The sequence below is a fragment of the Streptomyces sp. NPDC029169 genome (assembly GCF_055563935.1).
In genome coordinates this window covers 108,129-134,832 of record NZ_JBVHXA010000004.1, presented here as the reverse complement: position 1 = coordinate 134,832, position 26,704 = coordinate 108,129, and the positions used below count along the sequence as shown (strand labels likewise).

The window sequence follows — 26,704 nt, the reverse complement described above, 5'->3', positions numbered from 1 at the left end:
ACGTCTGCGGGGGCAGGTCCCCACACACACTTCGTGGCCGCACCGCGCACACCCGGCGCGGGACGGTTGGACAGGGAGAAACGACAAGGTGGCAGCACCGAAGAAGGGCCGAAGGCCGGCGGGGGGCCCGGGGGGCCAGAGCAGGCCGGGGCGTGCCCTGGCTCTGATCCTCATCGCCATGGTCGCGCTCACGGGCGGAATGTTCTGGTCGGGGCACACCACGCCCCGGCTCGGCATCGACCTCGCCGGTGGTACGTCGATCACGCTGAAGGCGAAGGCCGAGCCCGGCCAGGAAGACGCCGTCAACGAGACCAACATGAACACCGCGGTCGGCATCATCGAGCGTCGTGTCAACGGTCTGGGTGTCTCCGAGGCCGAGGTCCAGACGCAGGGCCAAGAGAACATCATCGTCAACATCCCGCGGGGTGTGAACGAGAAGCAGGCCCGTGAGCAGGTCGGCACCACCGCCCAGCTCTACTTCCGGCCCGTCCTGACCTACGCGCCCTCCGAGCAGCCGGCGCCGACTCCCAGCTCCTCGGCCTCGCCGAAGCCCTCGGCCTCCGGCGCGACCGCGGACAAGGGCAAGGGCAAGGACGAGAAGTCGGCCACGCCGACGGCGAGCTCCTCCACCCAGGGCCGCGCGGTCTCCGAGGCCCTGAAGGCCCCGAGCCCGACGCCCACCGCGAGCGGCTCCGCCACGCCGAAGGGCACGGAGAGCCCCAAGCCCTCCGGCACCCCCAGCACGGACCCCGCGACCTCTGCCCTGGAGCAGAAGTTCGCCACGCTGAACTGCCTCGACCCGAAGCAGCGCGCCGCCGCAGGCCAGGGCGTCAAGCCGGCCGACTCCGCGGTCGCCTGTGGCAAGAACGCCATCGGCCAGTGGGAGAAGTACCTCCTCGGCCCGGCCGAGGTGGACGGCAAGGACGTCGACGACGCCAAGGGCGTCTTCGACCAGCAGCGCGGCATGTGGATCGTGAACATGGAGTTCACGAGCGAGGGCGCCAAGAAGTTCGCGAAGATCACCAGCAAGCTGTCGCAGCAGCAGGAGCCGCAGAACCAGTTCGCGATCGTCCTGGACGGCGAAGTCGTCTCGGCCCCGTCGGTGCGCACCACGCTGAGCGCCAACGCGGAGATCTCCGGCAGCTTCAACCAGCAGTCCGCCCAGGACCTCGGCAACATCCTGTCCTACGGCGCCCTGCCGCTCTCCTTCGACACCCAGAGCGTCGACACCGTCACCGCCGCCCTCGGCGGCGAGCAGCTGGAGGCCGGCCTGATCGCCGGCGCCATCGGTCTCGCGCTCGTGGTGCTCTACCTGGTCGTCTACTACCGCGGCCTGTCCCTGATCGCCCTGCTCAGCCTGGCGGCCTCGGCACTCCTCACGTACGTGATCATGGCCCTGCTCGGCCCGGCCATCGGCTTCGCGCTGAACCTGCCGGCCGTCTGCGGTGCCATCGTCGCCATCGGTATCACCGCGGACTCGTTCATCGTCTACTTCGAACGCATCCGCGACGAGGTCCGCGAGGGCCGCACGCTGCGCCCGGCCGTCGAGCGCGCCTGGCCGCGCGCCCGCCGCACGATCCTCGTCTCCGACTTCGTGTCGTTCCTCGCCGCCGCGGTGCTGTTCCTCGTCACCGTCGGCAAGGTGCAGGGCTTCGCGTTCACCCTCGGCCTGACCACCCTGCTCGACGTGGTCGTGGTGTTCCTCTTCACCAAGCCGCTGATGACGCTGCTCGCGCGCAGCAAGTTCTACGGCGAGGGCCACGCCTGGTCCGGTCTTGACCCCAAGCGCCTCGGCGCCAAGCCGCCGCTGCGCCGCTCCCGCCGTGTCTCCGCCCCCGTCGACCCGAAGGAGGCGTGAGATGGCGAAGAAGCACGACAGCCTCGGCGCCCGGCTCAACCGCGGTGAGGTCGTCTACGACTTCATCGGCAACCGCAAGCTCTGGTACGGCATCTCGATCCTGATCACCATCACGGCGATCGTGGCCCTCGCGGTGCGCGGGCTGAACATGGGCATCGAGTTCCAGGGCGGCGCCGTCTTCACCACCCCGAAGTCGGACGTCTCCGTCTCGCAGGCCCAGGAGTACGCCGAGGAGGCCTCCGGCCACGACGCGGTAGTCCAGAAGCTCGGCAGCGGCGCGCTGCGCATCCAGGTCGGCGGTCTCGACACCGAGAAGTCCGACCAGGTCCGCGCGGAGCTCGCCAAGGACCTGAACGTCGCCGAGAACAAGATCGCGGCGGAGCTGGTCGGTCCCAGCTGGGGCGAGCAGATCGCCACCAAGGCATGGACCGGCCTCGGGGTCTTCATGATCCTCGTGGTGATCTATCTGGCCATCGCCTTCGAGTGGAGAATGGCGGCGGCGGCGCTCGTCGCCCTGATCCACGACCTGACCATCACCGTCGGCATCTACTCGCTCGTCGGCTTCGAGGTCACGGTCGGTACGGTCATCGGTCTGCTGACGATCCTCGGCTACTCGCTGTACGACACCGTCGTCGTCTTCGACTCCCTCAAGGAGCAGACGAAGGACCTCACCAAGCAGACCCGCTACACCTACAGCGATATGGCCAACCGCTCGATCAACGGCACCCTGGTCCGTTCGATCAACACCACCGTGGTGGCGCTGCTGCCGGTCGCCGGCCTGCTCTTCATCGGTGGCGGTGTCCTGGGCGCCGGCATGCTGAACGACATCTCGCTGTCGCTCTTCGTCGGCCTCGCCGCCGGTGCGTACTCCTCGATCTTCATCGCCACCCCGATCGTCGCCGACCTCAAGGAACGCGAGCCGGCGATGAAGGCCCTGAAGAAGCGGGTGCTCGCCAAGCGCGCGGCCGCGGCCGCCAAGGGCGAGTCCCTGGACGGGCCGGACTCCGACGACCACGCCGGCCACGGCGAGGGCTTCGAGGACGAGGACCGGACCGCCGTCGTCGGCCAGCGCGGCCGTCGCGGCCGGCCGTCGGAGAACCGCGGATGACTGCCGAGGCACAGGACACCACGGCCCTGCTCCTCAGCCGGATCCGGGACGTCCCCGACTACCCGAAGCCGGGCGTGCTGTTCAAGGACATCACCCCGCTGCTGGCCGACCCGGTGGCGTTCACGGCCCTGACCGACAGCCTCGCCACGCTGTGCGTCACGCACGGCGCGACGAAGATCGTCGGCCTGGAGGCGCGCGGCTTCATCCTCGCCGCGCCGGTCGCCGTCCGCGCGGGCCTGGGCTTCGTCCCGGTCCGCAAGGCCGGCAAGCTGCCCGGCGCGACGCTGAAGCAGGCGTACGAGCTGGAGTACGGCACCGCCGAGATCGAGGTGCACGCCGAGGACCTGGCTGCGGGCGACCGCGTCATGGTCATCGACGACGTCCTCGCCACCGGTGGCACCGCCGAGGCGTCCATCGAGCTCATCCGGCGCGCCGGTGCCGAGGTCGCGGGCGTCGCGGTCCTCATGGAGCTCGGCTTCCTGCCCGGCCGGGCCCGCCTGGAGCCCGCCCTGCGCGGCGCTCCGCTGGAGGCACTGATCACGGTCTGACCACTCGCCGTGCACGGCAGGGGCGCCCCGGAACCTCCCGGGGCGCCCCTTCGCGCTGCGCGCCCGCACGGTGCGCGCAGCGCGACCGTGCGGGCCCGGGCCTCGGCCCTTCCCGCGCGGCCGTCACGGAACCGCCCTCGGCGAGGGCCGGGGCGGCCCGGGCCTTGGCCCGCCCCGCGCGCCCGCGCTCTCGGGGCGCCCCTTAGCGCTGCCCGCACGCACCGTGCGCGCAGCGCGACCGGGCGGGCCCGGCCCTTGGTTCGTCCCGCGCGGCCGCCATGGAACTGCCCGCGGCGAGGGCCGGGGGCGGCCCGGGCCTTGGCCCGCCCCGCGCTCCCGGGGCGCCCCTTCGCGCTGCGCGCCCGCACGGTGCGCGCAGCGCGGACGGTGCGGTCCCGGGCCTCGGCCCGCCCCGTGCGGCCGCCACGGAGCCGCCCTCGGCCTGGCTCGGACCATGCCCGTGCGCCCTCGCGCCCGTCGTGGCCGGATCCTTGCGTGGGCGCTCAGGGGGCGGACGCGTGCGCGTCGCGGCGGGCGGCTCGATACCATGGGATTCCGGGCCTGACCGGGGGACCCGGATCCGCATGAGGAGCGCTCTTGCCAGACGAGGCCCAGCCACTCTCCGCCGCGCAGCCCGACCCGCAGGCCGAGAAGGCCGCGGCGGGACCCGCGACGCCCCAGAACAAGCCAGCGGAGAGCAGGCCCGCGCCCGTGGCCCCCGCCCCGGCACCCGCCGCCCCGGCACCCGCCGCCCCGTCCCCGGCCCCGGCCTCCACGCCCAAGCCCGCGCCCACCCCCGCGACCCGCTCCGGCGGGTCGTCCAACCGCGTGCGCGCCCGGCTCGCCCGGCTCGGCGTCCAGCGCTCCTCCCCGTACAACCCCGTCCTCGAACCCCTGCTCCGGATCGTCCGCTCCAACGACCCGAAGATCGAGACCGCGACGCTCCGCCAGGTCGAGCGGGCCTACCAGGTCGCCGAGCGCTGGCACCGCGGGCAGAAGCGCAAGAGCGGCGACCCGTACATCACCCACCCGCTCGCCGTCACCACCATCCTCGCCGAGCTCGGCATGGACCCGGCGACGCTGATGGCCGGCTTGCTGCACGACACCGTCGAGGACACCGAGTACGGCCTGGACACCCTGCGCCGCGACTTCGGCGACCAGGTCGCCCTGCTCGTCGACGGCGTCACCAAGCTGGACAAGGTCAAGTTCGGCGAGGCCGCGCAGGCCGAGACCGTCCGCAAGATGGTCGTCGCCATGGCCAAGGACCCGCGCGTCCTGGTCATCAAGCTCGCCGACCGCCTGCACAACATGCGCACCATGCGCTACCTCAAGCGCGAGAAGCAGGAGAAGAAGGCGCGCGAGACCCTCGAGATCTACGCGCCCCTCGCCCACCGCCTGGGCATGAACACCATCAAGTGGGAGCTGGAGGACCTCGCCTTCGCGATCCTCTACCCCAAGATGTACGACGAGATCGTCCGGCTCGTCGCCGAGCGCGCCCCCAAGCGCGACGAGTACCTCGCCATAGTGACCGACGAGGTCCAGTCCGACCTGCGCGCCGCCCGCATCAAGGCCACCGTCACCGGCCGGCCGAAGCACTACTACAGCGTCTACCAGAAGATGATCGTCCGCGGCCGTGACTTCGCGGAGATCTACGACCTGGTCGGCATCCGCGTCCTCGTGGACACCGTCCGCGACTGCTACGCGGCCCTCGGCACCGTCCACGCGCGATGGAACCCGGTCCCCGGCCGGTTCAAGGACTACATCGCGATGCCGAAGTTCAACATGTACCAGTCGCTGCACACCACGGTCATCGGCCCCAACGGCAAGCCCGTCGAGCTCCAGATCCGTACGTTCGACATGCACCGCCGCGCCGAGTACGGCATCGCCGCGCACTGGAAGTACAAGCAGGATCCCTCCGCCGGTGCCTCCAAGGTGCGCACCGACGTGCCGAAGAAGGCCGGCAAGGACGACCACATCAACGACATGGCGTGGCTGCGCCAGCTGCTCGACTGGCAGAAGGAGACCGAGGACCCCAGCGAGTTCCTGGAGTCCCTCCGCTTCGACCTGTCGCGCAACGAGGTCTTCGTCTTCACCCCCAAGGGCGACGTCATAGCGCTGCCCGCCGGCGCCACCCCCGTCGACTTCGCCTACGCCGTCCACACCGAGGTCGGCCACCGCACCATAGGAGCGCGGGTCAACGGGCGGCTCGTCCCGCTCGAATCGACCCTCGACAACGGGGACTTGGTCGAGGTCTTCACCTCCAAGGCCGCCGGCGCCGGGCCGTCCCGGGACTGGCTGGGCTTCGTCAAGTCCCCGCGCGCCCGCAACAAGATCCGCGCCTGGTTCTCCAAGGAGCGCCGCGACGAGGCGATCGAGCAGGGCAAGGACGCCATCGCGCGGGCCATGCGCAAGCAGAACCTGCCGATCCAGCGGATCCTGACCGGCGACTCGCTCGTCACGCTCGCGCACGAGATGCGCTACAGCGACATCTCCTCGCTGTACGCGGCGATCGGCGAGGGCCATGTCACGGCCCAGTCCATCGTCCAGAAGCTCGTGCAGGCGCTCGGCGGCGAGGAGGCCGCCACCGAGGACATCGCCGAGACCGCCCCGCCCACCCGCGGCCGCGCCAAGCGCCGCTCCAGCGCCGACCCCGGTGTCGTCGTCAAGGGCGTCGAGGACGTCTGGGTCAAGCTGGCCCGCTGCTGCACGCCCGTACCCGGCGACCCGATCATCGGCTTCGTCACGCGCGGCAGCGGCGTCTCGGTGCACCGCAGCGACTGCGTCAACGTCGAATCGCTCTCGCGCGAGCCCGAGCGCATCCTCGAGGTCGAGTGGGCGCCCACCCAGTCCTCGGTCTTCCTGGTCGCCATCCAGGTCGAGGCCCTCGACCGCTCCCGGCTGCTCTCGGACGTCACCCGCGTCCTGTCCGACCAGCACGTCAACATCCTGTCGGCGGCCGTCCAGACCTCCCGCGACCGGGTGGCCACCTCGCGCTTCACCTTCGAGATGGGCGACCCGAAGCACCTCGGCCACGTCCTGAAGGCCGTACGGGGCGTCGAGGGCGTCTACGACGTCTACCGGGTCACCTCGGCCCGGCGCCCGTAACAGCGCATACGAGAAGGGCCCCGGTACCTGTGCGAGGTACCGGGGCCCTTCTCGTACGTACGACCTCTCTCAGCCGCCGAACTCCTCCAGGCCCTTCAGCGCCTGGTCGAGCAGCGCCTGGCGGCCCTCCAGCTCACGCGCCAGCTTGTCGGCCTTGGCGTCGTTGCCGGCCGCGCGGGCCGCGTCGATCTGCTTCTGGAGCTTGTCGACCGCGTCCTGCAGCTGGCCCGTCAGACCCGCGGCACGCGCGCGTGCCTCCGGGTTCGTCCGGCGCCACTCCGACTCCTCGGCCTCCTGGATCGCCCGCTCCACCGCGTGCATCCGGCCCTCGACCTTGGGCCGGGCGTCGCGCGGCACGTGGCCGATGGCCTCCCAGCGCTCGTTGATGGAACGGAAGGCCGCACGCGCCGCCTTCAGATCCGTCACCGGCAGCAGCTTCTCGGCCTCGACCGCGAGCTCCTCCTTCAGCTTGAGGTTCTCGGTCTGCTCCGCGTCCCGCTCGGCGAAGACCTCGCCCCGCGCGGCGAAGAACACGTCCTGGGCGCCGCGGAAGCGGTTCCACAGGTCGTCCTCGTGCTCGCGCTGGGCGCGGCCCACGGTCTTCCACTCCGCCATCAGCTCGCGGTAGCGGGCGGCCGTGCCACCCCAGTCGGTGGAGCTCGAGAGCGACTCGGCCTCCGCGACCAGCTTCTCCTTGGCCTTGCGGGCCTCCTCGCGCTGGGCGTCCAGCGAGGCGAAGTGGGCCTTGCGACGCTTGGAGAACGCCGAGCGGGCGTGCGAGAAGCGGTGCCACAGCTCGTCGTCAGACTTCCGGTCGAGCCGCGGCAGGCCCTTCCAGGTGTCCACGAGGGCACGCAGCCGCTCACCGGCCGCCCGCCACTGCTCGCTCTGCGCCAGCTCCTCGGCCTCCTTGACCAGCGCCTCCTTGGCGCCGCGCGCCTCGTCGGCCTGCTTGGCCTTCTGGACCTTGCGCTCCTCGCGGCGCGACTCCACCGTCTCGACCAGCTTGTCGAGCCGGGCCGACAGCGCGGCGAGGTCACCCACGGCGTGGTGCTCGTCGACCTGGTGCCGGATGTGGTCGATCGCGGCGATGGCGTCCTTCGCCGAGAGGTCGGTGGTCTTCACCCTCTTCTCGAGGAGGCCGATCTCGACAACCAAGCCCTCGTACTTGCGCTCGAAGTAGGCCAGTGCCTCCTCGGGAGTGCCGGCCTGCCACGATCCGACGACCTTCTCGCCCTCGGCAGTACGCACGTACACGGTGCCCGTCTCGTCGACGCGGCCCCACGGGTCGCTGCTCACAGCGCCTCCTCCACATGATGCCGACGAGGGGGCTCTCGCCCCCTGGGCATCGTCCACAGTTTCCCGGCGGGCCTCGCCCGCCCTCAACAACGCGGATACAGGACCGCGCTGCACAACGCCAATCTAGGCGACCGGCCGCCCGGCTGTCCGCTCTCCGCGCGACCGAAATTCAACGGTCACGCCGCGTGTCACTTCTTGGCGACGGTGGCCTTCTCGATCGTGACGGCCGTCTTGGGCGCGCCGTCCGTGGCACCGCCCTCGACCCCGGCCTTCGCGACCTCCTGGACGACCTTCAGACCGGCCGCGTCGATCTTGCCGAAGGGCGTGTAGCTCGGCGGCAGCTTGGTGTCCTTGTAGACCAGGAAGAACTGGCTGCCGCCGCTGCCCGGCTGGCCGGTGTTGGCCATCGCCACCGTTCCGGCCGGGAAGGTCACCGTGCCGTCCGCGCCGGCCTTGCCCAGCGAGTCCAGGTTCTCGTCCGGGATCGTGTAGCCGGGGCCGCCGGTGCCGTCGCCCTTCGGGTCACCGCACTGGAGGACGAAGATGCCTTCGGTGGTGAGCCGGTGGCACTTGGTGCCGTCGAAGTACTTCTTGTCCGCGAGGTGCTTGAACGAGTTCACCGTGTGCGGCGTCTTCGCCGCCTCCATGGCGATCGCGATGTCACCCTCGTTCGTCTTCAGGGACATCGTGTACGCGGCCTTCGTGTCGACGGCCATCGCCGGCTCGGGCGCGGTCGACTCGCTCGCGGAAGGCGTCGGCGTCGGAGTGTCGCTCGCGTTATCCGAACCCTTGCCGCCGCCGTCGGTCAGCGCGACCGAGGCGTACACCGCTCCGCCCGCGGCCAGCACCACGGCGAGCGAGGCGGCGATGACGGCGTAGCGGCGCCTCGCCTTCCGCTGCTCCTGCCGCCGCTGCTGCTGACGCTCGTACTTCTCCCTGGCGAGCTGCCGCCGCCGCTGATCGCTGCTGACCACCGGGTCTGCTCCTTGTCGGTCGTCTGTTCCTGCCCTGGCCGGGTGTGCCCGTACCGTATACGGGTTGGCTGTGGAATACGCAGCGCCGGTAGGCTCTGATCTGCCGCTTCCGCTCCGCCGCACCTTCGCGCCGGACGACATTTAAGGACGATCGTGCTGATTGCCGGGTTCCCCGCCGGGGCCTGGGGGACCAACTGCTATCTGGTCGCCCCCGCCGCAGGCGAGGAGTGCGTGATCATCGACCCGGGCCACCAGGCCGCCCAGGGAGTCGAGGAGACGCTCAAGAAGCATCGGCTCAAGCCCGTCGCGGTGGTCCTCACCCATGGCCACATCGACCACGTCGCCTCCGTCGTCCCGGTCTGCGGCGCCCATGACGTACCCGCGTGGATCCACCCCTCCGACCGGTACATGATGAGCGACCCGGAGAAGGCCCTCGGCCGCTCCATCGGGATGCCGCTCATGGGCGAGCTGACCGTGGGCGAGCCGGACGACGTGCACGAGCTCACCGACGGCGCGAAGCTGGACCTCGCCGGACTGGAGTTCTCCGTCGCCCACGCGCCCGGTCATACCAAGGGGTCGGTGACCTTCCAGATGCCGCAGACCACGGAGATCCCCTCCGTGTTCTTCTCGGGCGATCTGCTCTTCGCCGGCTCCATCGGACGCACCGACCTGCCCGGCGGTGACATGGACGAGATGCTCGAATCGCTGGCCCGCGTGTGCCTGCCGCTCGACAACTCGACCGTGGTGCTGTCGGGACACGGTCCCCAGACGACCATCGGCCAGGAGCGCGCGACGAACCCCTATCTGCGGGACGTGGCCGCCGGCCTCGGGAGCGCGACGGCTCCCCGACGAGGAATGTGACGAGAACTCCGTGAGCACCTTCAAGGCCCCCAAGGGCACGTACGACCTGATTCCGCCGTACTCCGCGAAGTACCTGGCGGTGCGGGACGCCATCTCCGGACCGCTGCGGACGTCCGGCTACGGCTACATCGAGACCCCCGGCTTCGAGGACGTGAACCTCTTCGCGCGCGGCGTCGGCGAGTCCACCGACATCGTGACGAAGGAGATGTACACCCTCACCACGAAGGGCGGCTCCGAGCTCGCCCTGCGCCCCGAGGGCACCGCCTCCGTGCTGCGCGCGGCCCTGGAGGCGAGCCTGCACAAGCAGGGCAACCTGCCGGTGAAGCTCTGGTACTCCGGCTCGTACTACCGCTACGAGCGTCCGCAGAAGGGCCGCTACCGCCACTTCTCGCAGGTCGGTGCCGAGGCCATTGGCGCCGAGGACCCGGCGCTCGACGCCGAGCTCATCATCCTGGCCGACCAGGCATACCGCTCGCTCGGCCTGCGGAACTTCCGCATCCTGCTGAACTCGCTCGGCGACAAGGAGTGCCGCCCCGTCTACCGCGAGGCGCTGCAGGGCTTCCTGCGCGGCCTCGACCTCGACGAGGACACCCTCCGCCGGGCCGAGATCAACCCGCTGCGCGTCCTCGACGACAAGCGCGAGGCCGTACAGAAGCAGCTCGGCGGCGCGCCGCTGCTGCGGGACTACCTGTGCGACGCGTGCAAGGCGTACCACGAGGAGGTACGCGCGCTGATCACCGCGGCGGGCGTGGCCTTCGAGGACGACCCCAAGCTGGTGCGCGGCCTTGACTACTACACGCGGACGACCTTCGAGTTCGTCCACGACGGCCTGGGCTCGCAGTCCGCGGTCGGCGGCGGCGGCCGGTACGACGGCCTCTCCGAGATGATCGGCGGCCCGGCGCTCCCGTCGGTCGGCTGGGCGCTCGGCGTGGACCGTACGGTGCTTGCCCTGGAGGCGGAGGGTGTCGAGCTGGAGATCCCGGCGACGACGAGCGTCTTCGCCGTCGCCATCGGCGAGGAGGCACGCCGGCTGTTGTTCGCGAAGGTCACCGAGCTCCGCAGGGCGGGCGTCGCGGCGGACTTCGCGTTCGGCGGCAAGGGCCTCAAGGGCGCGATGAAGGACGCGAACCGCTCGGGCGCGCGCTTCACCCTGGTCGCGGGCGAGCGCGACCTGGCCGAGGGCGTCGTCCAGCTGAAGGACATGGAGTCCGGCGAGCAGGAGCCGGTGGCCCTGGACGCCGTGGTCGACACCGTCCGGTCGAAGCTGGCCTGACCGGACGTCACGTACAGCAGGGCCCGGGCCACGCTGTGGTCCGGGCCCGCCCTTATGTCCACCGAACGGTGGACGGCCGGCGTTGTGCGGCACAATGACCGTGCCCACAAGCCCGCGAGCGATGGATCGGGGATATGACGAACGCAGCGGTTGACGAGTCGGCGCGCGGCACGATAGGCGCGAGCCGCGCCCTCGCCTGGCTGCTGGTGATCACCGGCGCCGCCGGCCTGCTCGCCTCATGGGTGATCACCCTCGACAAGTTCAAACTCCTCGAGGACCCGAACTTCACCCCGGGCTGCAGCCTCAACCCGATCGTCTCCTGCGGCAACATCATGAAGAGCGACCAGGCCTCGGCCTTCGGGTTCCCGAACCCGATGCTCGGTCTCGTGACGTACGCGATGGTGATCGCGATCGGCGTGGCCCTTCTCGCGGGCGCCCGCTACCGCCGCTGGTACTGGCTCGGCCTGAACGCGGGCACGTTGTTCGGCGTCGGGTTCTGCACCTGGCTCATGCAGCAGTCGCTGTACGAGATCAACGCGCTCTGCCTGTGGTGCTGCCTGGCCTGGATCGCGACGATCGTCATGTTCTGGTACGTGACCTCGCACAACGTCCGCAAGGGCGTCATCCCCGCCCCGCGCGGCCTGCGGACCTTCTTCGACGAGTTCACCTGGGTGCTGCCCGTCCTGCACATCGGGATCATCGGCATGCTGATCCTCACGCGCTGGTGGGACTTCTGGACCGGCTGACGGCTGCGGACCGCGTTGTCAGTGGCGTGACCTAGGCTTCATGACCGTGGAGCCCGACCTCTTTACCGCAGCCGCCGAAGAACGCCAGGAGCAGGACCCGTCCAGCAGCCCCCTGGCCGTACGGATGCGTCCGCGCACCCTGGACGAGGTCCTGGGCCAGCAGCACCTGCTCAAGCCGGGGTCGCCGCTGCGGCGGCTCGTCGGCGAGGGCGGCGGCGGTCCGGCGGGCGCCTCGTCCGTGATCCTCTGGGGGCCGCCGGGTATCGGGAAGACGACTCTGGCGTACGTCGTCTCCAAGGCGACCAACAAGCGCTTCGTGGAGCTGTCCGCGATCACCGCGGGCGTCAAGGAGGTCCGGGCCGTCATCGAAGGGGCCCGGCGGGCGGCCGGCGGCTTCGGCAGGGAGACCGTCCTCTTCCTCGACGAGATCCACCGCTTCTCCAAGGCCCAGCAGGACTCGCTGCTCCCGGCGGTGGAGAACCGCTGGGTGACGCTGATCGCGGCGACGACCGAGAACCCGTACTTCTCGATCATCTCGCCGCTGCTCTCCCGCTCCCTGCTGCTCACGCTCGAACCGCTCACCGACGGCGATCTGCGCGATCTGCTGAAGCGGGCCCTCACCGAGGACCGGGGGCTCGGCGGGGCGGTCACGCTGCCCGAGGACGCCGAGGCGCACCTGCTGCGGATCGCCGGCGGCGACGCGCGGCGCGCGCTCACGGCCCTGGAGGCCGCCGCGGGCGCGGCCATCGCCAAGGGCGAGCCGGAGATCACCCTCCAGACGGTCGAGGAGACCGTCGACCGGGCAGCGGTGAAGTACGACCGGGACGGCGACCAGCACTACGACGTGGCCAGCGCGCTCATCAAGTCCATCCGCGGCTCGGACGTGGACGCGGCGCTGCACTATCTGGCGCGGATGATCGAGGCGGGGGAGGACCCCCGGTTCATCGCCCGCCGCCTGATGATCTCCGCCAGCGAGGACATCGGCCTGGCCGACCCGACGGCCCTGCCGACGGCCGTGGCGGCCGCGCAGGCTGTCGCCATGATCGGCTTCCCGGAGGCCGCGCTGACCCTGAGCCACGCCACGATCGCCCTGGCCCTGGCCCCCAAGTCGAACGCGGCGACCACCGCGATCTTCGCGGCCCAGGCGGATGTACGGAACGGACTCGCGGGCCCGGTCCCGCCGCACCTGCGCGACGGGCACTACAAGGGCGCGGCCAAGCTCGGCCACGCCCAGGGGTACGTCTACCCGCACGACGTCCCGGGCGGCATCGCGGCCCAGCAGTACGCCCCGGACGAGATCCACGGCAGGCGCTACTACGAACCGACCCGCTACGGCGCGGAGGCGCGGTACGCGGACGTGGTGGAGAAGGTACGGGAGCGGCTGAGAGGCGACGGCGGCTGACCATCCTGTGGCTGAGGCACTCCCGGCCACCCGGTACACTTACCTGAAGCGCTGCGTCCCGTGTCCGGTCTCGTACCGGCACCACCAGAACGGGACATCCAGCCGGAACCCCGGCGCCGTAAGGCACCAGGGATCCAGGAGCGTCGCGCACCGTCGAAGGTGTCGCGGGCAGCCCATCACCCCAGAAATGGCGGTCGGTGGGCCACTCGCGTGCTGCACATAGTGCCCAGACCAGGGAGCGGCTGCCTCTCGAGCCCATGGCTCATGAGGTTTCCCAGGCTGCGGATGCGACCTCCCCTAACCACTGGTGAAGCCGATTCACTGAGAACAGAGAGGTTGGTTCATGCCGAACCAGTCCCGCCCCAAGGTCAAGAAGTCGCGTGCCCTCGGCATCGCGCTGACCCCGAAGGCCGTCAAGTACTTCGAGGCCCGCCCCTACCCGCCGGGCGAGCACGGCCGTGGCCGCAAGCAGAACTCGGACTACAAGGTCCGTCTGCTCGAGAAGCAGCGCCTGCGCGCCCAGTACGACATCAGCGAGCGCCAGATGGCGCGCGCCTACGACCGCGCCAAGAAGGCCGAAGGCAAGACGGGCGAGGCGCTGGTCGTCGAGCTCGAGCGTCGCCTCGACGCCCTGGTCCTGCGTTCGGGCATCGCCCGCACCATCTACCAGGCCCGCCAGATGGTCGTGCACGGTCACATCCAGGTCAACGGCCAGAAGGTCGACAAGCCGTCGTTCCGTGTCCGTCCCGACGACGTCGTGATGGTCCGCGAGCGCTCCCGCGAGAAGCCCCTGTTCCAGGTGGCCCGCGAGGGTGGCTTCGCCCCCGACGGTGAGACCCCGCGCTACCTGCAGGTCAACCTGAAGGCCCTGGCCTTCCGCCTCGACCGCGACCCGAACCGCAAGGAAATCCCGGTCATCTGCGACGAGCAGCTGGTCGTCGAGTACTACGCCCGCTGATCCAGCGCGCCTAGTACCACCCCCGCGGTGTTCAGCCCGCCGCTTCCCCGCCCTTACCGGTGGGGGAGCCGGCGGGCTTCCGCGTTCTCCGGGACCGCCGTACGGAACGGGCGTGGCACCTGCGGACCGGCGATGCGCGTGGCCGGATCCCGGCGCACGCTGAGCGCCCGGTCCACCACCGCGTCCAGCGAGAGCTCCTGCCCCTCCCGCACCGACGCCCCGTAGCGCTCCGCGCCCAGCAACTCGCCCGCCTCACGCGCGCACAGCGCCCGCGCCCCGTTGAAATGGCCCGAGCCGAACAGCGGCAGGCCCACCGAGTCCCACACCGGCAGCGCGGCACCCTGCAGCACCGCAGCCTCCGAGGGATCACCCTCGCTCGCCGTCACCAGCGCGAGCAACTCGATCGCGAGGACCAGACCGACCAGATCGTGGAACGTGTGGTTGATCGTGACGCACTCCGTGAGCAGCGCCCGCGCCTCGCCGTGATCGCCCCCCGCCCACGCCGCGTACGCCAGCACATAAAGCGCGTACGCCCTGGTCCAGCGCTCGCCACGCTCCTCGCAGATATCCCGCACCTCGGCGCACAGCGCGACCGCGCCCTCCAGATCACCCTGGAAGACCTGCGCCAGAGCCAGCTCGACCTGCCCCATCAGCACATTGCTGTTCAGCTCGCCGAGCTCCCGGTACGCCGTCAGGGCCCGGCCGATCAGCTCCTCCGCCCGCGGCATGTCGTCCGAGAGCAGCGCCAGACAGCCCATCCGATGGGTCGCGTACGCCTCCGCCAGGGGGTTCCCGACGGACCGGGCCCGCTCCCCGCACTCGTGGAGCGCCGCCACCGCCGCCGTGTTGTCGCCCTGCAGGATCGCCACATAGCCGAGCACCCACAGCGCCTTCAGCCGGGCGTCGTCATGCTCCGAGCCGAGCGCCAGCGCCCGGTCGAGCCAGTGCCGTCCCTCCGACAGCCGTCCGCATCCCACCCAGCCGAACCAGAGCGTGCCCGCGAGATGCTGCGCCAGATGCGCCTCCTCCGGCTGCTCCAGACAGAGCTCCAGGGCCGCCCGCAGATTGGGGAGCGCCGCGTCCATACAGGCGGCGACCTCGGCCTGACGCGGGCTGAACCACTCCAGCTCGCACCAGGTGGCCAGACCCATGTACCAGTCGCGGTGCCGCCGGCGCAGCCGCTCCGTGTCCCCGAGCGCCGCCAGCCACTCCGCCCCGTACGCGGACACGGTGTCGAGCAGCCGGTACCTCGGACCCGCGGGGGTGTCCTCCCGCGTCACCAGCGACTGGGCGAGCAGTCCGCCGAGCACCTCCAGGACCCCTTCGGCGGGCAGATCGGCACCGCCGCAGACGTACTCCACCGCCTCCAGGTCGAACGGACCGGCGAAGACCGAAAGGCGTGCCCACAGCAGCCGCTCCTCCGGTGTGCACAGCTCATGGCTCCAGCCGATCGCCGTACGCAGCGTCTGATGGCGCGGCAGCGCGCCGCGCGCCCCGTCGCAGAGCAGCCGGAAGCGGTCGTCGAGCCGGTGCAGCACCTGCTCCGCCGAGAGCAGCGGCATCCGGGCGGCCGCCAGCTCCAGGGCCAGCGGAATCCCGTCGAGCCGCCGGCACAGCTCGTGTACGACGACGGGATCCCAGTCGCCAGGCGCACCGGGCGCTCCAGCCGCCTTCGCCCGCTCCGCGAAGAGGCTCACCGCGTCCGCCTCGCCCATCGGCGCCAGCGTGAACACGGCCTCCCCGTCCACCCGGAGCGGGCGGCGGCCCACCGCGAGCACGGTGAGGCCGGGGGAGTGCTGAAGAAGCCGCCGTACCAGCGGGGCGCACTCCTCGACGAGGTGCTCGAAGCCGTCCAGCACCAGCAGCAGACGGCGCTCCGCGAGATGGTCGGCCAGCGTCTCCTCGGGGGCACGCATCGTGTGATCGGTCAGTCCGAGCGCCTCGGCCAGCGCGAGCGCCACGAGATCCGGGTCGGGCAGCACCGAGAGGTCGGCCAGCCACACCCCGTCGGCGTAGCGTTTCTCCACCCTCGAGGCGGTCCGCAGAGCGAGCCGGGTCTTGCCGACGCCGCCCACCCCGACGACCGTGACCAGGCGGGATTCCCCCAGGAGCCGGGTCAGTTCGTCCTGTTCGCCGGTCCGCCCGACGAACCGGTTCAGCTCCGCCGGGAGGTTGCTCCTTCGCATGGGACACGGAGCGTACTCATCCACGTGCACTCCGTACAATCGGACCGGGCAAGTCCGCTCCCGCCGGCGCCGATACGGCCCCTAATGCGGTACGGGGAAAGACCCCGGGCGCGATAGGGTCGGAGGACGACTTTTCGCAGGGCCGCAAGGGGCCCGACGACAGCAGAGAGCGGTGCGGAGTGACCGGTGGAGAGGTTGCCGGGATTCTGGTGGCCGTGTTCTGGGCGATTCTCGTCTCCTTCCTCGCCGTGGTTCTGGTGAGGCTGGCGCAGACGCTCAAGGCGACCACCAAGCTCGTGGCGGACGTGACCGAACAGGCCGTCCCGCTGCTGAGCGACGCCTCGGCCACCGTGCGGTCCGCGCAGACCCAGCTCGACCGGGTCGACGCCATCGCCTCGGACGTCCAGGAGGTCACCTCCAACGCCTCGGCGCTCTCCTCCACCGTCGCCTCCACCTTCGGCGGCCCGCTCGTCAAGGTCGCCGCCTTCGGCTACGGAGTGCGCAAGGCCCTCGGCCGCGGCCGGGACGAGGCACCCGCGGCGCCCGAACGCCGCACCGTCGTCGGCCGCACCGTGCCGTCCGCGCGGCGCCGGAAGCAGAAGGGCTGAGCCGCGATGTTCCGCCGTACGTTCTGGTTCACCGCAGGCGCCGCAGCAGGCGTGTGGGCCACCACCAAGGTCAACCGCAAGCTGAAGCAGCTGACCCCGGAGAGCCTCGCCGCGCAGGCGGCGAACAAGGCGATCGAGACCGGCCACCGGCTCAAGGACTTCGCCCTCGACGTCAGGGCGGGCATGGTCCAGCGCGAGGCCGAACTGGGCGAGGCGCTCGGCCTGGAGGCCCCCGTGGACGCACCCGCCGAGCGTGAACTCCCCGGGCAGCGCCGCAGGTCCGCGCTCGACCCCACCCCGAACACCACCACGACCACGCATTCGTACCGAACGATTTCGTACAACCGGAATGAGGACCACTGATGGAGTCGGCTGAAATCCGCCGCCGCTGGCTGAGCTTCTTCGAGGAGCGCGGGCACACCGTCGTGCCTTCGGCGTCGCTCATCGCGGACGACCCGACTCTGCTGCTGGTCAACGCGGGCATGGTGCCGTTCAAGCCGTACTTCCTCGGCGAGGAGAAGCCGCCGTACATGCGCGCCTCCAGCGTGCAGAAGTGCGTCCGTACGCCCGACATCGAAGAGGTCGGCAAGACCACCCGCCACGGCACGTTCTTCCAGATGTGCGGCAACTTCTCCTTCGGCGACTACTTCAAGGAAGGCGCCATCAAGCTCGCCTGGGAGCTGCTGACCACCCCGGTGGAGCACGGCGGCTACGGGCTCGAGCCGGAGAAGCTCTGGATCACCGTCTACCAGGAGGACGACGAGGCCGAGCAGATCTGGCGCGACGTCGTCGGCGTCCCCGCCGAGCGCATCCAGCGCCTCGGCAAGAAGGACAACTTCTGGTCGATGGGCGTCCCCGGCCCCTGCGGTCCGTGCTCCGAGATCAACTACGACCGCGGCCCCGAGTTCGGCGTCGAGGGCGGCCCGGCCGTCAACGACGAGCGGTACGTGGAGATCTGGAACCTGGTCTTCATGCAGTACGAGCGCGGCGAGGGCACCGGCAAGGAGGACTTCCCGATCCTCGGCGACCTGCCGTCGAAGAACATCGACACCGGCCTCGGACTCGAGCGCCTCGCGATGATCCTGCAGGGCGTACAGAACATGTACGAGACCGACACCCTCCAGGTCGTCATCGACAAGGCCACCGAACTCACCGGCGTCGCCTACGGCAAGGACCACGGGAGCGACGTCTCGCTGCGCGTGGTCGCCGACCACATGCGGACGTCCGTGATGCTCATCGGCGACGGTGTCACCCCCGGCAACGAGGGCCGCGGCTATGTGCTGCGCCGCATCATGCGCCGCGCCATCCGCAACATGCGCCTGCTCGGCGCCACCGGCCCGGTCGTCAAGGACCTCGTCGACGTCGTCATCGACACGATGGGCGAGCAGTACCCGGAGCTGGTCACCGACCGCAAGCGGATCGAGACCGTCGCCCTGGCCGAGGAGGCCCGCTTCCTCAAGACGCTCAACGCCGGCTCGAACGTCCTCGACGGCGCCGTCACCGAGACCAAGGCCGCCGGCGGCACCGTCCTGCCCGGCGACAAGGCGTTCCTGCTCCACGACACCTGGGGCTTCCCGATCGACCTCACCCTGGAGATCGCCGCCGAGCAGGGGCTCTCCGTGGACGAGTCCGGCTTCCGCCGCCTCATGCAGGAGCAGCGGGACAAGGCCAAGGCCGACGCCAAGGCCAAGAAGACCGGCCACGCCGACGTCGCCGCCTACCGCGAGATCGCGGACGGCAGCGGCGCCACCGAGTTCACCGGCTACACCAACACCGAGGGCGAGTCCACGGTCGTCGGTCTGCTGGTCAACGGCGTCCCGTCGCCCGCCGCCTCCGAGGGCGACGAGGTCGAGGTCGTCCTCGACCGCACCCCTTTCTACGCCGAGGGCGGCGGCCAGCTCGCCGACCAGGGCCGCATCAGGCTGCACAGCGGCGCCGTCATCGAGGTCCGCGACGTCCAGCAGCCGGTCCCGGGTGTCTCCGTGCACAAGGGCTCCGTCCAGGTCGGCGAGGTGACGGTCGGATCCACCGCCTACGCCGCCATCGACGTCCGCCGCCGCCGCGCCATCGCCCGCGCCCACTCCGCCACGCACCTCACGCACCAGGCCCTGCGTGACGCCCTCGGCCCGACGGCCGCCCAGGCCGGTTCCGAGAACTCGCCCGGCCGCTTCCGCTTCGACTTCGGCTCGCCCAACGCGGTGCCCGGCACGGTCCTCATGGACGTCGAGCAGAAGATCAACGAGGTCCTCGCCCGCGAGCTCGACGTGCACGCCGAGGTCATGCCGATCGACGAGGCCAAGCGCCAGGGCGCCATCGCCGAGTTCGGCGAGAAGTACGGCGAGAAGGTCCGCGTCGTCACCATCGGCGACTTCTCCAAGGAGCTGTGCGGCGGTACGCACGTCCACAACACCGCCCAGCTGGGTCTGGTGAAGCTCCTCGGCGAGTCGTCGATCGGCTCCGGCGTGCGCCGGGTCGAGGCCCTCGTGGGTGTCGACGCGTACAACTTCCTCGCCCGTGAGCACACGGTCGTCGCCCAGCTCCAGGAGCTGGTCAAGGGCCGCCCCGACGAGCTCCCGGAGAAGATCTCCTCCATGCTCGGCAAGCTGAAGGACGCCGAGAAGGAGATCGAGAAGTTCCGCGCCGAGAAGGTGCTCCAGGCCGCCGCCGGTCTGGTCGAGGGTGCCAAGGACGTCCGCGGCGTCGCCCTCGTCACCGGCCAGGTCCCCGACGGCACCTCCGCCGACGACCTGCGCAAGCTGGTCCTCGACGTCCGCGGCCGCATCCCGTCGGACCGCCCGGCCGTCGTGGCCCTGTTCACCACCGCCAACGGCCGTCCGCTGACGGTCATCGCCACCAACGAGGCCGCCCGCGAGCGCGGTCTCAAGGCCGGCGAGCTGGTCCGTACGGCCGCCAAGACCCTCGGCGGCGGCGGTGGCGGCAAGCCGGACGTCGCCCAGGGCGGCGGCCAGAACCCCGAGGCGATCGGCGAGGCCATCGACGCCGTCGAGCGTCTGGTCGTGGAGACGGCGTGACGATGCGCCGAGGCCGTCGACTCGCGATCGACGTCGGGGACGCCCGGATCGGGGTCGCCTCGTGCGACCCCGACGGGGTCCTCGCCACGCCGGTGGAGACCGTGCCGGGACGTGACGTCCCGGCCGCCCACCGGCGGCTGCGGCAGATCGTCGAGGAGTACGAACCGATCGAGGTCGTGGTCGGCCTCCCTCGCTCCCTCTCCGGGGGCGAGGGCCCGGCCGCGGCCAAGGTCCGGCGCTTCGCGGGCGAGCTGGCCAAGGGCATCGCCCCGGTGCCGGTCCGGCTGGTCGACGAACGGATGACGACCGTGACGGCCACCCAGGGGCTGCGGGCCTCGGGAGTGAAGTCGAAGAAGGGGCGGTCCGTCATCGACCAGGCCGCCGCTGTGATCATCCTTCAGGCTGCTCTTGAGTCCGAACGGGTATCAGGTAATCCGCCCGGCGAGGGCGTCGAAGTGGTCATCTGATCGCGATACGGTAACGTTCCGCGCGATGCGGCGTGTTCGAACAGCTGCCGCACAACGTAGAGGCGGATCGTCCGGAAGCCTCGCGGCTGTTTTGGGGATCGATGACTGAGTATGGCCGGGGCTCTGGCTCCGAACCGTGGCATCCCGCGGACCCGTTGTACGGGGACCAGGGATGGGGAGGCCAGCAGCAGTACCCGCAGCAGGCGCAGCAGTACGACCCCCAGGACCCGTACGGCCAGGGCCAGGCGCAGGGCTACGACCCGCAGTACCAGCAGCCGCACCAGGCGCAGCATCCGCAGCAGTACGTCGACCCGGCGGCGTACGACGGATACCAGCAGCAGCCCCAGAGGCAGCAGCACCAGTACCAGCAGCCACACCAGCAGCAGTCGGCGCAGGGCTACGACACGCCCGGGTACCCCGCACAGCAGTACGACCCGAGCTGGGAGACGGGCCAGGCGGCCATGCCGTACGGCACGCCCCCCGCCGATCCGTACGGCGGCCAGAACCCGGACCTCTACGGCACGCCCGAGGCGTACCCGCCGCCGCAGCCCCCGGGCCGCCGGCAGGCCCCGCCTGAGCCGGTGACCGACTGGGAGGCCGAGGCTCGCGAAGAGGAGCGGCACCCCTTCTTCACCGGTGAGGACGACGCCGACGACGAGTACGACGACGAGCCGGGCGACAGGCGCTCGTCGCGGGGCGGTCGCGATCGCCGGGGCGGCAAGGGCAGGAAGAGCAAGAACGGCGTCGCCTGCCTGGTCGTCGCGCTCGTCCTCGCGGGCGGCGTCGGCGGCATCGGCTACTTCGGCTACCAGTTCTGGCAGGGCCAGTTCGGCGCGGCACCCGACTACGCGGGCGAGGGTAGCGGCTCGGTCCAGGTCGAGATCCCCAAGGGCGCCGGCGGCACGGAGATCGGCAACATCCTGAAGAAGGCCGGGGTCGTCAAGAGCGTCGACGCCTTCGTGTCGGCGCAGCAGCAGAACCCCAGGGGCCTGTCCATCCAGGCCGGCGTCTACACGCTGAAGAAGGAGATGTCGGCGGAGAGCGCGGTCTCGCTGCTGCTGAGCCCGGCGAGCCAGGCGAACTTCGTCATCCCCGAGGGCAAGCGGAACGTCTGGGTCTACGAGCAGATCGACAAGAAGCTCGACCTCAAGGCGGGCACGACGCAGGGCGTGGCCAAGGCAGAGGCCAAGAACCTCGGCCTGCCCGACTGGGCGACCGGTCACTCCAACGTCAAGGATCCGCTGGAGGGCTTCCTCTTCCCGGCGAGCTACCCCGTGGCCAAGGGGCAGAAGCCCGAGGACGTGCTGCGCAAGATGGTCGCGCGCTCGAATGAGGAGTACGGCAAGTTCGACCTGGAGGCCAAGTCGAAGCAGCTCGGCGTGGACAACCCGTGGGAACTGATCACGATCGCGAGCCTCGTCCAGGCGGAGGGCACCTCGCACGACGACTTCCGCAAGATGGCCGAAGTCGTCTACAACCGGCTCAAGCCCAGCAACCCGCAGACGTACGGCAAGCTCGAGTTCGACTCGACCTACAACTACATCAAGGGTCAGAACAAGATCGACCTCACTCTTGAAGAGCTGCGGAAGTACGACAACCGCTACAACACGTACTTCTACAAGGGCCTGCCGCCGGGACCGATCGGCAACCCGGGTGCCGAGGCGCTCCGGGGCGTGGTCAACCCGACGAAGGACGGCTGGTACTACTTCATCTCGATCGACGGCAAGACGTCCCAGTTCACGAAGACCAATGCCGACCATCAGAAGTTGGTCGAAGAGTTCAACAAGTCCAGGAACAACTGATGCGGTCACATCGGCGGGCGGCCGTGCTCGGCTCGCCCATCGCCCACTCGCTCTCCCCGGTCCTGCACCGGGCGGCCTACGCCGCGCTCGGGCTCGACAACTGGTCGTACGACCGGTTCGAGGTCGACGAGGCCGGGCTGCCCGGATTCGTCGCCGGGCTCGACGACTCCTGGGCCGGTCTTTCGCTGACCATGCCGCTGAAGCGGGCGATCATCCCGCTGCTCGACGAGATCAGCGACACGGCCGCGTCCGTCGAGGCCGTGAACACGGTCGTCTTCACGGCGGACGGCCGCCGCGTCGGCGACAACACCGACATCCCGGGCCTGGTCGCGGCCCTGCGCGAGCGGGGCGTCGAGAAGGTCGAGTCCGCGGCGATCCTCGGCGCCGGCGCCACCGCCTCCTCCGCGCTCGCCGCGCTCGCCCGGATCTGCGCGGGCCCGGTCACCGCGTACGTACGGAGCGAGGCGCGGGCCGAGGAGATGCGGGGCTGGGGCGAACGGCTCGGCGTGGACCTCCGTACCGCCGACTGGGCGGACGCGAACCGGGCGTTCTCCGCCCCCCTGGTCATCGCCACCACCCCGGCCGGCGCGACCGACGCGCTCGCGGCTGAGGTCCCGGACGCCCCCGGCACCCTCTTCGACGTGCTGTACCACCCGTGGCCGACACGGCTCGCCGCCGCGTGGTCGGAGCGCGGTGGCGCGGTGCTCGGCGGTCTCGACCTCCTCGTCCACCAGGCCGTTCTGCAGGTCGAGCAGATGACCGGCGTTGCCGAGGCTCCGCTGGCGGCGATGCGCGACGCGGGTGAGAAGGCACTGGCAGCCGCGTGACCGGTACGGAGACCCTGGCAGCGAACTGGGGGAGCGACCTCCTCAGGCTGCTCGTGCATCTGCTGCCCGACTGGCTGGAGAACGTCGTCGTGGCCGTCGGGCTGACCCTTCTCGTGGCCGCGGGCGGGCGTCGGCTCTGGCGTGCCGTCCGGGCCGCCGGACCCGCGCGCTGAGCCCTCGGCCGCTGGAGATGACATTCTTCGCGTCCGACAGCTGGACCGGCGGCCAGGTTCTCCACCCGGACGTGGGAGGATCGGACATGGCGGGCCAGGGCCGCGCACCCGGTCGCGCCGCAGCAGTTCCAGGCGCGAGCATGAGGAGCATCGTTGAGCAGGTTGCGTTGGCTGACCGCTGGGGAGTCCCACGGACCCGCGCTGGTCGCGACGCTGGAGGGTCTTCCCGCCGGCGTTCCGGTCACGACTGAGCTGGTGGCGGACCATCTTGCGCGGCGGCGCCTCGGCTATGGGCGCGGCGCGCGGATGAAGTTCGAGCAGGACGAGGTCACGTTCCTGGGCGGTGTCCGGCACGGTCTCTCCCTCGGTTCCCCGATCGCCGTGATGGTCGGCAACACGGAGTGGCCGAAGTGGGAGAAGGTCATGTCGGCCGACCCCGTCGACCCCGCGGAGCTGAAGGAGACGGGCCGCAACGCGCCGCTGACCCGGCCGCGTCCCGGTCACGCCGACCTCGCCGGCATGCAGAAGTACGGCTTCGACGAGGCCCGGCCGATCCTGGAGCGCGCCAGCGCCCGCGAGACCGCCGCCCGTGTCGCACTCGGAGCCGTCGCCCGGTCCTTCCTGAAGGAGGCCGCGGGCATCGAGATCGTCTCCCACGTCATCGAGCTGGCCGCGGCCAAGGCCCCGTACGGCGTCTACCCGACCCCCGCCGACGTCGAGAAGCTCGACGCCGACCCGGTGCGCTGCCTCGACGCCGACGCGTCGAAGGCGATGGTCGCGGAGATCGACCAGGCACACAAGGACGGCGACACCCTCGGCGGTGTGGTCGAGGTCCTCGCCTACGGCGTTCCGGTCGGGCTCGGCTCGCACGTGCACTGGGACCGCCGTCTCGACGCACGGCTCGCCGCCGCGCTGATGGGCATCCAGGCGATCAAGGGCGTCGAGGTCGGCGACGGCTTCGAACTCGCCCGCGTACCCGGCTCGCAGGCCCACGACGAGATCGTGCGGACCGAGGACGGCATCAAGCGCACGTCCGGCCGCTCCGGTGGCACCGAGGGCGGTCTGACCACGGGCGAACTTCTCCGCGTGCGGGCCGCGATGAAGCCGATCGCCACCGTGCCGCGCGCGCTGGCCACCGTCGACGTCGTCACGGGTGAGGCCGCACAGGCCCACCACCAGCGCTCCGACGTGTGCGCCGTCCCGGCCGCCGGCATCGTGGCCGAGGCCATGGTCGCGCTGGTCCTCGCGGACGCCGTCGTCGAGAAGTTCGGCGGCGACAGCGTCCCGGAGACCCGCCGCAACGTCCAGTCGTACCTCGACAACCTCCAGATCCGGTGACCGGTCCCCTGGTCGTCCTCGTCGGACCGATGGGCTCCGGCAAGTCCACGGTGGGCGCGCTCCTGGCCGAGCTGCTCGGCGTGCCCTACCGGGACACCGACGCCGACATCGTCGCCGCCGAGGGCCGGGAGATCGCGGACATCTTCGTCGAGGAGGGCGAGGAGCACTTCCGCGCCCTGGAACGGGAAGCCGTACGGACCGCGGTCGCCGAGCACGAGGGCGTCCTCGCCCTCGGGGGCGGCGCGATCCTCGACGCCGGCACCCGCGAACTGCTCGGCGGACTGCCCGTCGCCTATCTCTCGATGGACGTCGACGAGGCCGTCCGGCGCGTCGGCCTCAACACCGCGCGGCCGCTGCTCGCCATCAACCCGCGCCGCCAGTGGCGCGAGATGATGGAGGCGCGCCGCCACCTCTACACCGAAGTCGCCCGGGTGGTCGTGGCCACCGAAGGCCGCACACCCGAAGAGGTCGCGGACGCGGTCCTCGACGCTCTGGAGCTGAAGAAGGACGTATGACGGACCAGGAAGTGACCCGGATCCAGGTCGGCGGTTCGGCGGGTACGGATCCGTACGAGGTACTGGTCGGGCGGCAGCTCCTTGGCGAGCTGCCCGCCCTGATCGGCACCAAGGCCAAGCGCGTCGCCGTGATCCACCCCGAGGCGCTCGCCGAGACCGGCGAGGCGCTGCGCGCGGATCTGGCGGAGCAGGGCTTCGAGGCCGTGGCCATCCAGGTGCCGAACGCGGAGGAGGCCAAGACGGCCGAGGTCGCGTCGTACTGCTGGAAGGCGCTGGGCCAGACCGGCTTCACCCGTACCGACGTCATCGTCGGCGTCGGCGGCGGCGCGACGACCGACCTGGCCGGCTTCGTGGCCGCGACCTGGCTGCGGGGCGTGCGCTGGATCGCCGTACCCACCACCGTCCTCGCGATGGTGGACGCGGCGGTCGGCGGGAAGACGGGCATCAACACCGCCGAGGGCAAGAACCTCGTCGGCGCGTTCCACCCGCCCGCCGGGGTGCTCTGCGACCTGGCGGCCCTGGACTCGCTGCCGGTCAACGACTACGTGAGCGGGCTCGCGGAGATCATCAAGGCCGGCTTCATCGTCGACCCGGTGATCCTCGACCTCATCGAGGAGGACCCGCAGGCCGCCCGCACCCCCGCCGGACCCCACACCGCCGAGCTGCTTGTCCGCTCGATCCGGGTCAAGGCCGAGGTGGTCTCCGGTGACCTGAAGGAGTCGGGCCGGCGGGAGATCCTCAACTACGGTCACACCCTGGCCCACGCGATCGAGAAGAACGAGCGCTACAAGTGGCGCCACGGGGCCGCCGTCTCGGTCGGCATGGTGTTCGCCGCCGAGCTGGGCCGGCTCGCCGGCCGGCTGGACGACGCGACCGCCGACCGGCACCGCACGGTCCTGGAGTCGGTCGGTCTGCCGCTCAGCTACCGCGGTGACCAGTGGCCCAAGCTCCTGGAGACCATGAAGGTCGACAAGAAGTCCCGCGGCGACCTGCTCCGCTTCATCGTCCTCGACGGCCTCGGCAAGCCCACCGTCCTCGAGGGCCCCGACCCCGCGGTCCTCGTCGCCGCCTACGGTGAGGTGTCCGCGTGAGCGACCGCCGCCGCGTCCTCGTGCTCAACGGCCCGAACCTCGGCCGGCTGGGCTCGCGCGAGCCCGACATCTACGGCGCCACGTCGTACAAGGGCCTGGTGGAGTCCTGCCGGGCCCTCGGCGAGGAGCTCGGCTTCGACGTGGAGGTCCGGGAGACCAACGACGAGGGCGAGATGATCCGCTGGCTCCACGAGGCCGCGGACGGATCGGTCCCGGTCGTGATCAACCCGGGAGCGTTCACCCACTACTCGTACGGGATGCGTGACGCGGCCGCCCAGCGGACCGCGCCGCTGATCGAGGTGCACATCTCGAACCCGTACACCCGGGAGGAGTTCCGGCACACCTCGGTCGTCGCCGCGGTGGCCACCGGGACCGTCGCCGGCTTCGGCATCGGCTCCTACCGGCTCGCTCTGCGGGCGCTCGCCGAGGAACTGACTGACTGACAGCGAGTGAGCCGTAGGGGCGCGCGGGCGTCGAAAGGGAGAGCGCGCGCAGGTCCTGAGGAACGAAGGACCGAGCACGGTCGACCGTCG

The 26,704-nt window shown here is 70.8% G+C and carries 23 protein-coding genes; 20 read left to right on the top strand and 3 right to left on the bottom strand.

The window, feature by feature from the left end; genetic code table 11:
• Positions 1–88 precede the first annotated feature (88 nt).
• From secD to ACZ4VI_RS09785, 4 genes are all read left to right on the top strand, one after another.
• Positions 89–1,858 (top strand): protein translocase subunit SecD, encoded by a 1,770-nt coding sequence (secD, locus tag ACZ4VI_RS09800; RefSeq protein ID WP_467998303.1) that lies wholly within the window; start codon positions 89–91, stop codon positions 1,856–1,858.
• 1 nt (position 1,859) lies between these two features.
• Positions 1,860–2,966, top strand: a complete 1,107-nt coding sequence (gene secF / locus ACZ4VI_RS09795) for a protein translocase subunit SecF (protein ID WP_467998301.1) — start codon at positions 1,860–1,862, stop codon at positions 2,964–2,966.
• Entirely contained in the window at positions 2,963–3,514 is a 552-nt protein-coding gene (locus tag ACZ4VI_RS09790; protein WP_467998300.1) for an adenine phosphoribosyltransferase, read from the top strand. The genes secF and ACZ4VI_RS09790 overlap by 4 nt, the downstream gene beginning before the upstream one ends.
• Positions 3,515–4,111: 597 nt before the next feature.
• The gene (locus ACZ4VI_RS09785; protein WP_467998299.1) at positions 4,112–6,619 is read left to right on the top strand and encodes a RelA/SpoT family protein; all 2,508 of its coding nucleotides are present in this window, start codon (positions 4,112–4,114) and stop codon (positions 6,617–6,619) included.
• Positions 6,620–6,688: 69 nt separating this feature from the next.
• On the opposite strand, the gene ACZ4VI_RS09780 is transcribed toward ACZ4VI_RS09785, so the two are convergent.
• Positions 6,689–7,918: a DUF349 domain-containing protein gene (locus ACZ4VI_RS09780; protein ID WP_467998297.1), complete on the bottom strand. Its 1,230-nt coding sequence runs from the start codon at positions 7,916–7,918 to the stop codon at positions 6,689–6,691.
• Between the two features lie 188 nt (positions 7,919–8,106).
• Positions 8,107–8,892 (bottom strand): peptidylprolyl isomerase, encoded by a 786-nt coding sequence (locus tag ACZ4VI_RS09775; RefSeq protein ID WP_467998295.1) that lies wholly within the window; start codon positions 8,890–8,892, stop codon positions 8,107–8,109.
• 153 nt (positions 8,893–9,045) lie between these two features.
• On the opposite strand from ACZ4VI_RS09775, the gene ACZ4VI_RS09770 reads away from it, so the two are divergent.
• The 5 genes from ACZ4VI_RS09770 to rpsD all read left to right on the top strand — a co-directional run bounded on the left by ACZ4VI_RS09770 (position 9,046) and on the right by rpsD (position 14,132).
• Positions 9,046–9,753, top strand: coding sequence for an MBL fold metallo-hydrolase (locus ACZ4VI_RS09770; RefSeq protein WP_467998293.1), 708 nt, complete (start codon positions 9,046–9,048; stop codon positions 9,751–9,753).
• 10 nt (positions 9,754–9,763) lie between these two features.
• A complete protein-coding gene (gene hisS / locus ACZ4VI_RS09765; RefSeq protein ID WP_467998291.1) occupies positions 9,764–11,026 on the top strand; it encodes a histidine--tRNA ligase in 1,263 nt (420 codons plus the stop codon).
• Positions 11,027–11,160: 134 nt separating this feature from the next.
• Entirely contained in the window at positions 11,161–11,772 is a 612-nt protein-coding gene (locus ACZ4VI_RS09760) for a vitamin K epoxide reductase family protein (RefSeq protein WP_467998289.1), read from the top strand.
• Between the two features lie 46 nt (positions 11,773–11,818).
• Positions 11,819–13,174 carry a replication-associated recombination protein A gene (locus ACZ4VI_RS09755; RefSeq protein WP_467998821.1) on the top strand — a complete coding sequence of 452 codons (1,356 nt, stop codon included), beginning with the start codon at positions 11,819–11,821 and terminating at the stop codon, positions 13,172–13,174.
• A 343-nt stretch (positions 13,175–13,517) separates the two neighbouring features.
• Positions 13,518–14,132 carry a 30S ribosomal protein S4 gene (gene rpsD, locus ACZ4VI_RS09750; RefSeq protein ID WP_467998287.1) on the top strand — a complete coding sequence of 205 codons (615 nt, stop codon included), beginning with the start codon at positions 13,518–13,520 and terminating at the stop codon, positions 14,130–14,132.
• Positions 14,133–14,185: 53 nt separating this feature from the next.
• Here the strand turns inward: rpsD and ACZ4VI_RS09745 are convergent, their stop codons facing one another.
• The gene (locus tag ACZ4VI_RS09745) at positions 14,186–16,318 is read right to left on the bottom strand and encodes an ATP-binding protein (RefSeq protein WP_467998285.1); all 2,133 of its coding nucleotides are present in this window, start codon (positions 16,316–16,318) and stop codon (positions 14,186–14,188) included.
• A 179-nt stretch (positions 16,319–16,497) separates the two neighbouring features.
• Here ACZ4VI_RS09745 and ACZ4VI_RS09740 point away from each other — a divergent pair, with 179 nt between their 5' ends.
• The 11 genes from ACZ4VI_RS09740 to aroQ all read left to right on the top strand — a co-directional run bounded on the left by ACZ4VI_RS09740 (position 16,498) and on the right by aroQ (position 26,614).
• Positions 16,498–16,926, top strand: a complete 429-nt coding sequence (locus tag ACZ4VI_RS09740; RefSeq protein WP_467998284.1) for a DUF948 domain-containing protein — start codon at positions 16,498–16,500, stop codon at positions 16,924–16,926.
• A gap of 6 nt (positions 16,927–16,932) precedes the next feature.
• Complete coding sequence (locus tag ACZ4VI_RS09735) at positions 16,933–17,289, top strand: DUF6167 family protein (protein ID WP_467998282.1); 357 nt, start codon at positions 16,933–16,935, stop codon at positions 17,287–17,289.
• Positions 17,289–19,958, top strand: coding sequence for an alanine--tRNA ligase (alaS, locus tag ACZ4VI_RS09730; RefSeq protein WP_467998280.1), 2,670 nt, complete (start codon positions 17,289–17,291; stop codon positions 19,956–19,958). The genes ACZ4VI_RS09735 and alaS overlap by 1 nt, the downstream gene beginning before the upstream one ends.
• Before the next feature lie 2 nt (positions 19,959–19,960).
• The gene (gene ruvX / locus ACZ4VI_RS09725; RefSeq protein WP_453730443.1) at positions 19,961–20,425 is read left to right on the top strand and encodes a Holliday junction resolvase RuvX; all 465 of its coding nucleotides are present in this window, start codon (positions 19,961–19,963) and stop codon (positions 20,423–20,425) included.
• Positions 20,426–20,526: 101 nt separating this feature from the next.
• Positions 20,527–22,227 (top strand): endolytic transglycosylase MltG, encoded by a 1,701-nt coding sequence (gene mltG / locus ACZ4VI_RS09720; RefSeq protein WP_467998278.1) that lies wholly within the window; start codon positions 20,527–20,529, stop codon positions 22,225–22,227.
• Complete coding sequence (locus ACZ4VI_RS09715; RefSeq protein WP_467998276.1) at positions 22,227–23,054, top strand: shikimate dehydrogenase; 828 nt, start codon at positions 22,227–22,229, stop codon at positions 23,052–23,054. The genes mltG and ACZ4VI_RS09715 overlap by 1 nt, the downstream gene beginning before the upstream one ends.
• Complete coding sequence (locus ACZ4VI_RS09710; RefSeq protein WP_467998274.1) at positions 23,051–23,227, top strand: hypothetical protein; 177 nt, start codon at positions 23,051–23,053, stop codon at positions 23,225–23,227. The genes ACZ4VI_RS09715 and ACZ4VI_RS09710 overlap by 4 nt, the downstream gene beginning before the upstream one ends.
• A gap of 153 nt (positions 23,228–23,380) precedes the next feature.
• Positions 23,381–24,565, top strand: a complete 1,185-nt coding sequence (gene aroC, locus ACZ4VI_RS09705) for a chorismate synthase (protein WP_467998272.1) — start codon at positions 23,381–23,383, stop codon at positions 24,563–24,565.
• Complete coding sequence (locus ACZ4VI_RS09700) at positions 24,562–25,080, top strand: shikimate kinase (RefSeq protein ID WP_467998270.1); 519 nt, start codon at positions 24,562–24,564, stop codon at positions 25,078–25,080. The genes aroC and ACZ4VI_RS09700 overlap by 4 nt, the downstream gene beginning before the upstream one ends.
• The gene (gene aroB / locus ACZ4VI_RS09695) at positions 25,077–26,171 is read left to right on the top strand and encodes a 3-dehydroquinate synthase (RefSeq protein ID WP_467998268.1); all 1,095 of its coding nucleotides are present in this window, start codon (positions 25,077–25,079) and stop codon (positions 26,169–26,171) included. Before ACZ4VI_RS09700 ends, aroB begins: the two co-directional genes overlap by 4 nt.
• Positions 26,168–26,614 carry a type II 3-dehydroquinate dehydratase gene (gene aroQ, locus ACZ4VI_RS09690; protein WP_467998266.1) on the top strand — a complete coding sequence of 149 codons (447 nt, stop codon included), beginning with the start codon at positions 26,168–26,170 and terminating at the stop codon, positions 26,612–26,614. The genes aroB and aroQ overlap by 4 nt, the downstream gene beginning before the upstream one ends.
• Positions 26,615–26,704 lie beyond the last annotated feature (90 nt).